We start from the raw sequence: 13680 nt of genomic DNA, 5'->3' as shown, positions 1-13680 counted from the left end.
TCAGTTCCCCTGTGCTGCAGTGCGGATAGCGGTCTCGAGGACGGTCAACGCGTCGTCGAGCAGCTCTTCGGAGATGACCAGCGGCGGGAGCAGACGGATGACGTTGCCGTAGGTACCGCAGGTGAGGATCACGACGCCGGCAGCGAGGCATTCGGCGGCGATCTTCTTGGTGATGTCGGCGTCCGGCTCCTGCCCGCCGGGCTTGACCAGCTCGATGGCGAGCATCGCGCCGCGACCGCGAACGTCGCCGATGACGTCGAGTTCCTTTGCCAGTGCGTTCATTCGGCCGACGACGGTCGACTCGATGGTGCGTGCGCGGCCACAGAGGTCGAGCTCACGCATCTGGTCGATGGACGCCAATGCAGCGGCGCAGGCGACGGGGTTACCGCCGTAGGTGCCACCGAGGCCGCCGGGGTGGACAGCGTCGATGAGCTCGGCGCGGCCCGTGACAGCGGCGAGCGGCATGCCGCCTGCGATGCCCTTGGCGAGCGTGACCAGGTCGGGCACGATGCCCTCGTGATCGCTGGCGAACCAGGCGCCGGTACGAGCGAAGCCTGCCTGAACCTCGTCGGCGATGAAGACGACGCCGTTCTCCTTGGCCCACGCGACGAGCGTCGGGAGGAATCCTTCTGCGGGAACGATGAATCCACCCTCACCCTGAATGGGCTCGATGAGGATGGCGGCCGTGTTGGCAGCGCCGACCTGCTTCTCGATCATCGTGATGGCGCGCTGAGCGGCCTGCTCACCGGTGATCTTGGAGCCGTCGACATTGAGGCCCTCGCGGTACGGGTAGGACATCGGGACGCGGTAGACCTCGGGGGCGAACGGACCGAAGCCGCTCTTGTACGGCATGGACTTCGACGTCAGTGCCATCGTGAGGTTGGTGCGGCCGTGGTACGCGTGGTCGAAGACGACGACTGCGTCGCGACCGGTTGCGTGACGGGCGATCTTGACGGCGTTCTCGACGGCTTCTGCGCCGGAGTTGAACAGCACGGAACGCTTCTCGTGGTCACCGGGGGTGAGCTCGGCGAGACGCTCGGCGACCTCGACGTAGCCCTCGTACGGAGCGACCATGAAACAGGTGTGGGTGAAGTGCGCGACCTGATCCTGAACTGCGGACACGACGGCCGGGTTGGAGGCGCCGACGCTGGTCACCGCGATACCGGCACCGAGGTCGATCAGCGAGTTGCCGTCGACGTCGACGATGACTCCGCCGTCTGCGTCGGCGACGTAGACCGGGAGGGTGGATGCGACGCCGGCGCCGACGACCTTCTTACGGCGTTCGGCGAGCGCAGCCGAGCGCGGGCCCGGGAACTCCGTGACGATGCGACGCTCCTGCGGAAGCCGGTATTCGATTGCACTCATGTGACCACCCTCTCGGTTGTGTATTGCATTCGAGTATGCGACGCGCGAAGCACCGCAAGCACTGCCGAAATGGATACCCGGAGCTCCAGGGCTACTCCATATCGGCAACGACAGCTAGCCTTGATCAGGTGACGGTTCCGATCTCGTGGCTCTTGCGCCAGAAACACCTCTCGCTGGCTCTGCTCACCGACCGAGCAGCTGCCACCCACCCCGTCACGTTTGCGCAGGCCACAGAGCTGACGGACCCCACCCCGTGGCTTTCCGGCGGCGAATTGGTGCTCACCACCGGGCTGGCACTGGTGGGCGCGGACGCCACCGACTACAGCGAGTACATCGACCGTCTGGCCGCCGCAGAAGTATCGGCTCTGGGTTTCGGGACCGGCCTTTCCCACGAGAGTGTGCCCACAGACCTGATTGCCGCCGCCCGCAGCCGCGGACTCCCCCTGCTGGAAGTGCCGTTCACGACCCCGTTCGCGGCAGTCACGCGCGCGGTGATGACCCGTCTGAGCCAGCAGGAATACGAATCGGTACTCCGCGCGGCAGAAGTACAGACGCGCATCACCCGCGTTGCACTGCGCGGTGGCGTGTCGGCGATCGTGCGTGAACTAGCCACGGCCACAAAAACTTCGGTGGCGTTTGTCGGTGATCGGATCACCGCGGTGCATCCGGCAAACCAGAAGTCGTTGATCACCGAGGTTCGCGCGGTCGCGGCCACCACCCGCGATCCCAACGCTCCGGCGTCGATCTCGCAGAGCACACCCGAACGGACGCTGACACTGTCCCCCGTCGGCGTCACCGACAGTTGGCACGGCTACCTCGCCATGGCGGGCGCCGGGCCCCTGAGCAATATCGACAGAGTGTTGCTCGGGCATGCGGTCTCGCTGCTCACTCTCGAACTCGAGAAACCGGTTCGACTACGGGCCGAGCGAACTCGACTCAACGCCATGGCTTTCGGGCTCTTACTCGACGGCCGAATCCCCGAGGACGGTGTGCCGTCGTACTTGGACGAAGCGAGCGACACGCACGGCAACGTCCGTGTCGTCCACGTTCGCGGATCCGGACTCGGCCCCGTTCTTCGCGAACTCGACAACGCTCTCGCGCGAGCAGGCCGGCCATTGTTCGCGCAATCCGAGGACGGTTCGCTGACCGTCCTCCTTCGCGGAACCGACACAATCGACACTGCCAAAACACTACTGGCGCAGCTCTCCCCCACCGAGGCGAAGACGGTGCGTGCCGGAATCAGCACCCCTCACCGTCTTCTCGACGCACCCCGCGCACTCGTCCAGGCCCGCGCCGCGGCCAACCTCACGACGGCTACGGCGCGTATTCTCGAGTTCGACGCTCTTAGTGGTTCGACGATTCTGGCATCCGAGTCTGCCCGTGAGGCATTGATCGCCATGGCTGCGGACACCATCCCGGTGCTGACGGAACACGACCAGGCACACGGAACCGCACTGGCCGCGTCTTTGCGCGCCTATCTCGAGGCAAACGGCCAATGGGAATCGGCCGCAGCCGAACTCGGTGTTCATCGGCACACCCTCCGAGGTCGCATCGCACGCATCGAGGAACTGCTGCAATGCGACCTCGGACAGGCCAGGGTCAGAGCCGAACTGCTGCTATCGCTACTCGCCTGGGAGGGCCGCTGAACCCTCCTCCGCGTGCACCGAAGCGAAGCTCGACGCACCGCGGACGAGTAGTTCGAGTTCGGCGTCGACCGTGCAGAGACGGGCGGTGTCCAGCGCTCCGCTGCGGCTCACGCTCGACATCAAAGCCGTGAACCGGCGCACCGCTTGCGGATTGGCGGCGGTCCACAACTCGACGACCTCCGGAATACCTTCACCGAGCGCACCGGACACGAGGTCCGCGAAACGCGCCGTCAACCTGGCATGGACGGCAGCGCTGCCCATGACCTCCCAATGCGAGGCACCGACGGCGACGTCGACGCCGCCGAGAACATCGCCCAGGTCGAGAGCGTCGGAGAGTTCCCGATAGATCGCGGCTGCGGCCGCGGCCGTCGTATTCTCCTGCAGTGCAATGTCTGCCAGGGCGAGTGCTCCGAAAGACGCCTCGATGCGCTCGCTGGCCGGCAAACCGTCGGTGAGTTCCCGCACCGGGGCTGCCCACCGATCGATGTCGGCGCGCGGGTTCACGGTGAACCGGCCGGCTGCTCCCGGACGACGCAACACCCAGCTCATCTCGGATTCCAACAACTGCTGCAAGCGATCGAGAGCCTGCAACTGCTCGGTGGCGCGCAGCTCCGAGTTCAAGATCTCGCGCCGAAGTTCCTCGGTGCCGAGCACTTCGCTGACTACTGCGTAGGCCAGAGCCGCTTCCGGACTGTGGACTCCGAGGTGTTCCTCGAGCCGGAACAGCACGCCGGGGCCGACGCGGTTGACCAGTTCGTCGACCACCGAGGTGATGATGATGTCGCGGCCCAACCGATGTGCGCGGACCGCGTCCGGTGCTGCCTCGACGACGGAGAGCGGGAAGTACTGCGGGAGACGATCGGCGAAGATCTGATTGTCCGGGACGGTCGACGCCCCCAATTCCGCCGTCAGTACGTTCTTCGACTGCGCCACCAGCACAGCAAGTTCCGGCCGCAGGAGACCCTGCCCGGCACGCGCCCTGACCGCCAGCGCCTTGGAGTCGGGCAGAGATTCTTCCAGTCGCTTCATGGCGCCCGCCGAGACGAGGTTCTCGATCAACCGCTCGTGCTGATCGAGCAGGGCCGGTGCGCGGTGCTCGGCCAGGCTGATCGCGAGGGTCTGATCTTCACTGGCCTCGAGCACCGATGCGGCCACCTCGTCCTGGGCCGCCGCGAGTAGTTCATTGCGCGAGGTCGCTTCCAACTCTGCGAGTGCGATCTTGATGTTGACCTCACGGTCCGAGGTAGCCACGCCTGCCGCGTTGTCGATGAAGTCGGCGTTGATTCGTCCTCCGCCAGCGGCATATTCGATGCGGGCACGCTGGGTGAAACCCAGGTTGCCGCCCTCACCCACCACGGTTGCACGCAACTCGTCAGCGCTGACGCGAACTGCGTCGTTGGACGGATCGGCCGCGTCGACGTTGCTTTCGGTCGACGCTTTCACGTAGGTACCGACGCCGCCGTTCCACAACAGGTCCACCGGAGCACACAGGATCGCTCGGATCAGTTCCTGCGGGGTCAAGTTCTCCTCGGTGATTCCGAGGGCCGCACGCGCCTCGAGCGGAAGGCGGATCGACTTCGCGCTCCGCGGCCAGACGCCACCGCCCGGCGACATCACGGTGCGATCGAAGTCGTCCCAGGACGAGCGCGGCACGGTGAAGAGGCGAGCGCGTTCGGCAAAGCTCGTCTCGGTGTCGGGGTTCGGGTCGATGAAGATGTGGCGGTGATCGAATGCCGCGACCAGACGGATCTTGTGCGAGAGCAACATTCCGTTGCCGAACACGTCGCCGGACATGTCCCCGATACCCGCGACGGTGAACGGATCGGTGTCGACATCGAGGTCGCGCTCGGCGAAGTGCCGTCGAACCGCTACCCAGGCGCCGCGAGCGGTGATGCCCATCGCCTTGTGGTCGTAGCCGGCCGAACCGCCGGAAGCAAAAGCGTCGCCGAGCCAGAAACCACGCTCGACGGCGATGCCGTTCGCGACGTCCGAGAACCGTGCGGTCCCCTTGTCTGCTGCCACGACGAGATAGGAGTCTTCACCGTCGTACTCGATTACTTCTGCCGGGTGTACCGCAGCGCCGTCGACGATGTTGTCCACCACGTCCAGCAAGCCGCGAATGAAGGTGCTGTACGACTCCTGCACCTGCGCCGGAGTCGGTGACGACGTGCCCCGAACCACGAACGCGCCCTTGGCACCCGAAGGAACGATCGGGGAATTCTTCACGCTCTGGGTCTTCATGAGGCTCAGGGCCTCGGTGCGGTAGTCCTCGTATCGATCCGACCAACGCAGGCCGCCACGGGCGACGGAGGAACTACGCAGGTGAACGCCTTCGACATTGGGTGCGCTGACGTAGATCTCGCGGAAGGGAACGGTCTTCTGTGGGGTGGAGAGCAACTGCGAGTCGATCTTGAACGACGCGTACGGCAGCGGGTCGCCGGACTCACCACGCAGGTACCAGTTGGTGCGCAGAGTCGCCTGCAGGAACGAACGAACGCCGCGCAAGACGCGATCCTCGTCGAGAGTGTCTGCACCGTCGACTGATTCGTCGATGGCCGCCGCCGCGGTGGCCACTGCTGTCTCCCGCAATCCTGCTACGGCGGGATCGAAACGCGCAGTGAAGAGTTCGATTGCCTGCCGTACGAAGAGTGGCTTCGCTGCCAACACTCCGACGATGTAGCTCTCGGACAGCCCGATACGAGCCTGAGCGAGGAAACGGCACGCAGCGCGCAGCAACTCTGCGTCGCGCCACGTGATGTCTGCTCGTCCGATCAGACTGGAGAATGCGTCCATCCGGGTCTGTCCGGCGATGACGGCTTCGAAGGCGTCCGCCATCTTCTCCAGCGCACTGCCGTCGAAGGTGCTCGGCTCGAAGGTGAAGTAATGCGCCGAACCCAGAACGGTTGGAAGGGGGCGGTGCGTCGAAACTCGGAGTCCGAGGGACTCGAAGTTCTCGCACAGATCGGAGAGGGAGGGCTCTCCGGACGGCCACAGCACCACACAGGTCAGATCGTCACTGCTCAGGGCATCGCTGTTCAAGTCGTCGCCCTGACGGAAGACGAGTCGCTGGCCCGCTGCTGCCAATTCGGCGACCAGTTCGAGCGCCGGGTCACCGGATCGATCACCGCCTGCCGGTCTCGATTCTGCAGCTGCGGTCTTGGTCGCCGATGATGTGCTCGCCATTGAACACCCTCCTGGAAATTATTGGATCCGAACACTTTCCAGTGTTGCGTGGATCACCGGAAAGAGGTCGTGCCCGATAGGAGTACCAACCCCCATCGGGCACGACATTTCGGCAGTTGCGGTGAGCTCAGTCGCCCAACCTGATCGGAGCAAGCTCCTCGAACACGTCGCCGGGTCCGGGATTCTCGGCAGGCGCAGCGCCGCCGAGATGGTTGACGACGCCCCATACCGCGTTGATCGCGGTCTGGATCGCGCCCTCAGCCCAGCCGGCGGTCCACGACACGTCGTCACCGGCGAGGAAGATTCCCCGATGACGCGGTTCGAGATCATTCTGCACGAAGTGGGAGAACAGGCGCTCCTGGTAGCGGTAGTGCCCCGGAAGGTTCGCCTTGAATGCGCCCATGAAGTCGCGCTCGGTTTCCCACGACAGCGTCACCGGGCTCGAGATGATGTGGCTGCGGAAGTCAACGCCGGGGTAGATCTCTTCGAGAGAGCGCAGCATGATGTTCATGCGCTCGGTGGCGTCGAGCGCCAGCAGCTTCAGCGAATCGTCCGACCAGGTGTACGACAAGCAGATCAGGCCTGGCTTGCCCTCGCCTTGATCGAGCAGGTAGGTGCCGCGACTCATACGGTCGGTCAGTGTCATCGACACCGAATCACGGCCGGTCACGGGGTCCTTGTCCTTCCAGAACGGGCGGTCGACGAGAACGAACACCTTGGTCGAACCCATGTAGTGAGTTCGCTCGATCGCAGTCCAGTGGTCGATCGGGAACAGATCGTCGTCACACCTGATGTTGTTCAGCAGCATCCAACTCTGCACTGTCACAACGGCACTCGCATACGTGCGAATGAAACCTTCGGAGTCCGTCACCGTGATGTTGCCGGGCTCGGTACGCCGGAGTTCGGTGACGCGGGGACGCGTCTCACCGTCGTTGAGCGAAGCGACCGTAGTACCGGCAGGCCAATGCGCCATGTGCGCCGGGGCGCGGTTCCACAACCGCATCGGCAGCTGCTGCGATCCACCGACGATGCCGCGGTGGTCGTCGTCGGCGGCCGTGATGACCACACGAAGGATTTCGAGGATCGAGTTGGGGTAGTCGGTATCCCAACCGCCCGTACCGAATCCGACCTGTCCGAACACTTCCCGCATGTGGAAGGACTTGAAGTGCTTCGACGCGGCGAGGAATCCGTAGAACGTCTGGTCGTCGTAGCGCACCACGAGGTCGTTCCAGATCCGCTTGATTTCTGCGGTGTCGCGGTCACGAATGGCCTGCTGCAACGGAATCAGATCGGCATGCTCTTCGAGAGTGCGCTGCCAGGCCTGCGCCACCTCGGTGTAGATCGGCGGCAGATCCTCGAGAGTGTGCGCGTAGTGGCTCTCGCCCTTGAGATCGATGACGGTGCTCGGCGTGACCTCGGCAAGGGGATTGGGGAACTCTTCGGTCTGCAGACCCAGTTCGTTCAGGTAGTGGAACAACGTTGTCGACGACGGTGGGAAACGCATTGCGCCCATCTCGGCAACAACCCCGGGGTGCCCGTCGAACTCGACCGACCGCATCCGGCCACCGATCTGATCAGCTTCGTAGACAATCGGTTTGAGACCGATCTTGAGCAACTCGTAGGCCGCGATCATGCCGGAGAGTCCGCCACCGATCACGGCAACTTCTGTACCCAGTGCCAGATCGGGCACCGAGCCGAGTCCCGCCGGACTGGAAACGTAGTCGTTGTACGGGAACGGAAAATCCGGCCCGAACATCGTGAGGGGCGGCTGCTTGCCGGGTTCCGAGGAACTGTCCGGAGCTACTGGGATGGTCATCTACGGTTCTCCTTGGAGACAGTCGTGACAGAAAGATCTGGATACAGATCGAGGCGTCGATCGTCGAGATGCGTGTTGAGGGTGCGCGATTGCGAGACGGTGGCGGCGGCGATATCCGCGAAGAGCAATTCCTGGCCGAACCCGGCCCTCGCCAACTCGGCACCGTCGGGCGCGATGGCGCACGAGAGACCGCAGTAGGTCAGCTCGGTTTCGGCGCCGCAGCGATTGACGTAGGTGACAAACATCTGACTCTCGTATGCGCGGGCCGGAACCACTTGCTGCGCAATGTGTTCGTACGGAGTCATCAACCCTGTCGGCACGATGAGCCATTCGGTACCGGAGTCGGCATGGGCCCGAACCGCTTCGGGAAATTCCACGTCGTAGCAGATCAACAACCCGCAGCGGATGCCCTCGAAATCGAACCCGACCACCAGGGTCTCACCTGGCCGGAAATGTTCGCGGTCGAGCGTGCCGAACAGGTGCGTCTTGCGGTAGTGCGCAAGCGAAGTGCCGTCGCGGTCCACCACCTGCACACTGTTGTAGACATCTCCCCCGTCGAGTTCGGGGTAGCCGTAGACGACTGCGATGCCTGCACTTCGAGCAATCGCGGCGACGGAATCGAAGATCGGGCCGTCGGCCGGTTCCGCGCGTAGCGACACCAGTTCGCCGATGTCGTAGCCGGTTGCGGACATCTCCGGCGTCAGCAGGATCTTCGCACCGGATGCTGCAGCCTCGCGGGCAGCAGTGTCGATTGCAGCGAGGTTGAACTCCACCGACGCAAAGGTGTCCGGGGTGGTGAGCGGACCTTGGAACAGGCCAACTCGAACTGAATCGACATGCATGGTGCGCTCCTTCAGGAGTTCCGTGACGCCAATTTTCGACGGTGTGTGTGACGGGGACAACTACCAGCGTGACGGCTGCCGCCAATCATGTCAACTCTTGTTTCCTAAGAATCAACATTGACGGATTCGAGTCTCACGAAGACGACGCGCGTGGCCCTTCCGGCAATGCCGGATTCAAGACCCACAGAACCTTCGCCAGAACCGAGCCTTCGGCCTGAAAACTATGGTTGTGCGTCGGCGTGAATGTGAAGGAATCGCCCGCCGCAAGTACGACGTCTTCGGCATCGACGGCCTCACCGTTCGGATCCGTCCGACCGCCCTCGAACGAGACCCGCAAGCCGCCCTCGAGCACGTGCACGAAGTTCACGTCGATCGGCAGACTGTAGAACTCCCGACCACTTCCGCCGCCTGGTTCCAGCTCGCCGAGCAGCACCTGAATTCGACGCTCGTTGGTAGGCGTGAGCAGGTACTCCGTCATCTTTTCGCCACCGAAGCTGATTTGCGGCATGGCGTCGGCGCGGACTACTTCACCGGCGGACGCATTCTCGAACAGGGATCCGACGGGGATCTCGAGCACCGCGCACACCTTTATCAGGGTCGCCACCGACGCGTTGACGTGATCGCGCTCGAGTTTCGAGAGATACCCCTTGGTCACACCACAGGCCTCGGCCAGGTCGTCGAGGGTCAACCGCTTCGATTGACGTGCCGCCTTGAGCCTCGCCCCGATGCGCGGTCCGACCGGCTCGACCGCTTCCTTCGCCTTGGCCACTGAACCCACTCCTTCACGACCGCCGTGTCCCTTTCAGGAAACAGGGGTTGACAACCGAGCCTCTTGAAGAAACCATACTTGCTCAGAGAGCTACATCACTGAAGGGCGCCCGGTGTGCGCCGAATCGAGAGCAGGGACCTCTGCACATGGCTACCAACAACCCCGGATCGTTCATCGGACCCGTCGACGCCACGCGCGTCCCCCGCTACGCCGAGCCGACCACCTTTGCGCGTCTCCCGCGCCTGGACGAGGTCTCGCGCGCCGACGTGACGATCCTCGGCATCCCCTTCGATTCGGGTGTCAGCTACCGCCCCGGTGCCCGGTTCGGTCCGGGGCACATCCGCGCTGCGTCGAAGCTGCTGCGTCCGTACAACCCAGCGCTGAAGGTCTCGCCCTTCGCCAATCAGCAGGTAGCCGATTTCGGCGACATCGGCGTCAACCCCTTCGACATCCAGGAAGCTCTCACGACGGTTCAGTCCGCCGTCACCGACCTGCGCGCCGACGGTTCCTCCGTGCTCACGCTCGGCGGCGATCACACCATCGCACTGCCGATCCTGCGTTCACTGGCCCGCGATCACGGCCCGATCGCCGTCCTGCACTTCGACGCTCATCTCGACACCTGGGACACCTACTTCGGTCAGCCTTTCACCCACGGCACCCCCTTCCGCCGCGCCAGTGAAGAGGGCCTGATCGACATGGAGCGTTCGCAGCACATCGGCATCCGTGGACCGCTCTACAGCGAGAAGGACCTCGAAGACGACCGCGTCCTCGGCTTCCAGGTGATCCGCAGTGACGACTACGAGGTCGACGGTGTCGCCAGCATCGTCGAGCGCATGCGTAAGCGCCTCGACGGTGGGCCGGTGTACGTCTCCGTCGACATCGACGTACTCGATCCCGCCCACGCTCCGGGCACCGGAACACCCGAAGCGGGCGGCATGACCTCGCGCGAATTGTTGAACACACTGCGTGGGTTGGTAGGACTCAACGTGGTCGGCGCCGACATCGTCGAGGTAGCGCCGGCGTACGACCACGCCGAGATCACCGGTATCGCAGCGGCCCACGTCGCTTACGAGTTGCTGTCGGTGCTCGCACTCAATCGCTGAAGCAGCACAACGGTATCCGTCGTGTGATGCATCTCGGGGTTCGCGGGAAGATCACGTTCCCGCGACTCCGAGACCAACACCTTCCAACCATCGGTGAACAGCGACTCCACGTATTCGGGTGTATGGAGCATGGCCCGATGGTGCTCGGTCGGCGACTCGTGAGGTGAGTGGCCCACGATCAGCAAATGCCCGCCGGGCGCGACCAGATCTCCGAGAGCACGGAACAATTCCCCGCGCGCGGGTTCGAGCATGTGGAAGAACTGCGCGGACACCAGATCGAACGAGCGCCCCTGCGGATCCCACTTCGTCAGGTCGGCTTCCAGCCATTCGATGTCGACGCCTTCGCCCTCGACGTGAGCCTGGGCGCGGCCGAGCGCAACCGACGAGATGTCGGTGCCGGTGACCTTCCACCCGCGACGCGCCAACCACAAAGCGTCGGCACCTTCGCCGCAACCGACGTCGAGTGCCGTGCCCGGTTCCAGGTCGGAGGCTTCGGCAATCAACTGTGGGTTGGGATTTCCGCTCCAGCGCGCGGGGCGTTCCTCGTACAGCGAATTCCAGAACTGTGCGTCCGCCTTGGCGTACGGATTCTCAGTGGTATCGGAGTTTTCGTGGTGATTGTGGTGTTCGTTGCTCATGCACCCAGGATGAACGACCTTCCACAACTCACGCAACCATCTTTGCTGAAACAGCAACTTCTCCATTTCGACGCCCTGCTAACGTCACGTCGTGGCCGGTGGATTTCCCGTGTTTCGTCTCTACTGCAACTCAGCAGGCCCATACGTTTTGTGTTGTGCGCATTTCCCCGAGTTCACCGGTTCGAACTCGGACGAAGAGTTCAGCGTCCAGCAGAGCTTCGACCGCGCAGTCGAGAAGATTCTGCGCGATGCATCCTTCGAACCGACTACCTTGACTTTGGTCGGCGAGCAGCAGGGCTATCCCGTCGGAGACCGACTGTTCGATACGACAATTCCGCGTACCGGAACCGTCTCGTACGCGTTCCAAGAAGCCGGACCGCCGTGGATCGTTCTCGGCCTTGATGTTTCGGCGGACGAATTCTGGTCCGAAATCGACGACGACGCAGACCTCCACGGTCTCGGCCCCGCCTCCCCGTTGAGGTCAGTTCCAGCAACCGTGCTCACGGAGACCGGGTGGCCACGACGAAGTGACCTCGACTCCCCGTGAACTGAACCAGAACTCCAACCTTCGTGAAATCGAACAAAAATCCGCCCGATTTTCGTGAGGATCGACCGAGATGCCCGTCACGTCCTACGCCAAGATTTAGCGGTCACACTCGACTGCGCCCTCACGATTCACTCCCGGGCCCCGGCTCCTTCACGGAGGCACAATGAAACACCGCTCCTATTCGACGCTTGCCGCGACCGCGGGGCTCGCGCTCGTATTGTCGGCTTGCAGCTCGGGAGGCACGTCCTCGGGCTCCGGCGGCGGTGAGCCTCTGACTGACGGAACCTTCCGGTACGCGTTGCAAGGCGATCCGGGTGCACTCAACCCGATCATGTCCGGCTCTGCGGCAACCGCGGAAATTTCGAAGCTGGCGTACGACTCCCTGGTCTACCAGGATCCTGAAACCAGTGAATTCAAACCATGGTTGGCCGAGAAGTGGGAAGAAACGCCGACCTCCGCGTCCTTCACCATTCGTGAAGGCGTGACCTGTACCGACGGGTCGACGCTGACTGCACAGACCGTCGCGAACAACATCAACTTCGTAGCCGATCCAGCCAAGGGTTCACAACAACGCGGCACCACAGTTCCCATCGGCGCTTCGGCCACTGCCGATCTCGCCACCCGCACCATCACGGTAACCACTCCGGCGCCGACCCCGTTCCTCCTCCTCACCATCAGTCGCCTCCCGATCATGTGCGATGCCGGTCTCGAAGATCCGACCGCCTCGAACAACAAGTCGCTGGGCTCCGGCATGTTCGAAGTCACCGAAGTCTCGGCCAATGACCACTACACGTTCGAGCGTCGTGACGGTTACAGCTGGGGGCCCGACGACACCACCTCCGACACACCGGGTGTCCCCAAGACAGTCATTGCTGTCATGGCACCCAATGTCAGCACCGCAGCAAACCAGCTTCTCTCAGGCGAACTGAGCGCATCTCCGATCGCCGGTCCGGACAAGGATCGCATCGATGCCGCCAATTTCGACTCGGTCCAGCGCCCACTTCCCGCCGGTCAGATGTACTTCAATCAGATTGCGGACAATCCGACCAGTGATCCCGCCGTTCGAAAAGCTCTCGTCCAGGCTGTCAATCTCGACGATCTCGCTGAAGTCATCACCGGCGGCCAGGGCACCCGTGCAACAAGTCTTGTCTCCGTCGAGCCCCGAGCCTGTGTGTACGACTCTGTCGCAGGCAACATTCCGGACTTCGACCTCAGCGCAGCAAAGGCAACACTGGACGCTGCAGGTTGGACCGCCGGCTCCGACGGCAAACGAAGCAAGGACGGAAAGCCGCTGACCCTCCGCCTCTTCTACGCTGCCGGCGAAGATGCGCGCAGCGCGGCAGCCGAGCTCACCCAGTCGGCATGGTCCGACCTCGGTGCGACCGTCGAGGTGACAGGAGCCGACCAGACCAAGGTTGTCGACGTCATGCTCAGTGGCAAGGACAACAACCAGTGGGACATCGCGTGGATCCAGATCAACAATTCGGTTCCCAGCGGGTTCGTCCCGTTCTTCTCCGGTCCTGCTCCGGCAGCAGGTAAGAACTTCTCTTCGATCAACAACCCCGCCTACGAAGCAGCCGTTGCCAAGGCATCCGGCTTGACCGGCGAAGCAGCGTGCGCGGAGTGGGCAGACGCCGAGTCACAGATCACCAAAACGGTGTCCGCAGTCCCGTTTGCAGATACGGTCTTGAGCTTCTACTTCAACAAGGCCGGACTCGCATTCGGTAAGACCTTCATCGGTTCTGCGTTGCGCCTCTACCAGTAGGCCGGT

Annotated in this window: 10 protein-coding genes; 4 read left to right on the top strand and 6 right to left on the bottom strand. The window is 63.4% G+C overall.

Annotated elements, in window-relative coordinates:
• On the bottom strand, positions 1 to 1365 hold the full coding sequence (gene gabT, locus QRN54_RS16705; protein WP_007727077.1) for a 4-aminobutyrate--2-oxoglutarate transaminase: 1365 nt from the start codon (positions 1363 to 1365) through the stop codon (positions 1 to 3).
• Between the two features lie 128 nt (positions 1366 to 1493).
• Here gabT and QRN54_RS16700 point away from each other — a divergent pair, with 128 nt between their 5' ends.
• The gene (locus QRN54_RS16700) at positions 1494 to 3011 is read left to right on the top strand and encodes a PucR family transcriptional regulator (protein ID WP_064111427.1); all 1518 of its coding nucleotides are present in this window, start codon (positions 1494 to 1496) and stop codon (positions 3009 to 3011) included.
• Here QRN54_RS16700 and QRN54_RS16695 read toward each other — a convergent pair.
• From QRN54_RS16695 to QRN54_RS16680, 4 genes are all read right to left on the bottom strand, one after another.
• A complete protein-coding gene (locus QRN54_RS16695; protein WP_083055931.1) occupies positions 2988 to 6194 on the bottom strand; it encodes an NAD-glutamate dehydrogenase domain-containing protein in 3207 nt (1068 codons plus the stop codon). The two genes, QRN54_RS16700 and QRN54_RS16695, sit on opposite strands and share 24 nt — an antisense overlap.
• A 127-nt stretch (positions 6195 to 6321) precedes the next feature.
• Positions 6322 to 8010 carry a flavin monoamine oxidase family protein gene (locus QRN54_RS16690; RefSeq protein ID WP_285182452.1) on the bottom strand — a complete coding sequence of 563 codons (1689 nt, stop codon included), beginning with the start codon at positions 8008 to 8010 and terminating at the stop codon, positions 6322 to 6324.
• The gene (locus tag QRN54_RS16685; protein ID WP_007727087.1) at positions 8007 to 8852 is read right to left on the bottom strand and encodes a carbon-nitrogen hydrolase family protein; all 846 of its coding nucleotides are present in this window, start codon (positions 8850 to 8852) and stop codon (positions 8007 to 8009) included. The genes QRN54_RS16690 and QRN54_RS16685 overlap by 4 nt, the downstream gene beginning before the upstream one ends.
• Before the next feature lie 133 nt (positions 8853 to 8985).
• Complete coding sequence (locus tag QRN54_RS16680; RefSeq protein WP_007727089.1) at positions 8986 to 9621, bottom strand: helix-turn-helix domain-containing protein; 636 nt, start codon at positions 9619 to 9621, stop codon at positions 8986 to 8988.
• Between the two features lie 146 nt (positions 9622 to 9767).
• On the opposite strand from QRN54_RS16680, the gene speB reads away from it, so the two are divergent.
• The gene (gene speB / locus QRN54_RS16675; RefSeq protein ID WP_003941134.1) at positions 9768 to 10724 is read left to right on the top strand and encodes an agmatinase; all 957 of its coding nucleotides are present in this window, start codon (positions 9768 to 9770) and stop codon (positions 10722 to 10724) included.
• On the opposite strand, the gene QRN54_RS16670 is transcribed toward speB, so the two are convergent.
• Positions 10688 to 11362 carry a class I SAM-dependent methyltransferase gene (locus tag QRN54_RS16670; RefSeq protein WP_037129351.1) on the bottom strand — a complete coding sequence of 225 codons (675 nt, stop codon included), beginning with the start codon at positions 11360 to 11362 and terminating at the stop codon, positions 10688 to 10690. The genes speB and QRN54_RS16670 overlap by 37 nt on opposite strands.
• 91 nt (positions 11363 to 11453) lie before the next feature.
• Here QRN54_RS16670 and QRN54_RS16665 point away from each other — a divergent pair, with 91 nt between their 5' ends.
• A complete protein-coding gene (locus QRN54_RS16665) occupies positions 11454 to 11909 on the top strand; it encodes a hypothetical protein (protein WP_285182451.1) in 456 nt (151 codons plus the stop codon).
• Between the two features lie 163 nt (positions 11910 to 12072).
• On the top strand, positions 12073 to 13674 hold the full coding sequence (locus tag QRN54_RS16660; protein WP_003941166.1) for an ABC transporter substrate-binding protein: 1602 nt from the start codon (positions 12073 to 12075) through the stop codon (positions 13672 to 13674).
• Positions 13675 to 13680 lie beyond the last annotated feature (6 nt).

The organism is Rhodococcus sp. MEB032 (genome assembly GCF_030208925.1).
Taxonomy (GTDB): Bacteria; Actinomycetota; Actinomycetes; order Mycobacteriales; family Mycobacteriaceae; genus Rhodococcus_F; species Rhodococcus_F qingshengii.
Note: the sequence above shows the minus strand (reverse complement) of the source record. Positions and strands in the feature narration are given on the sequence as shown.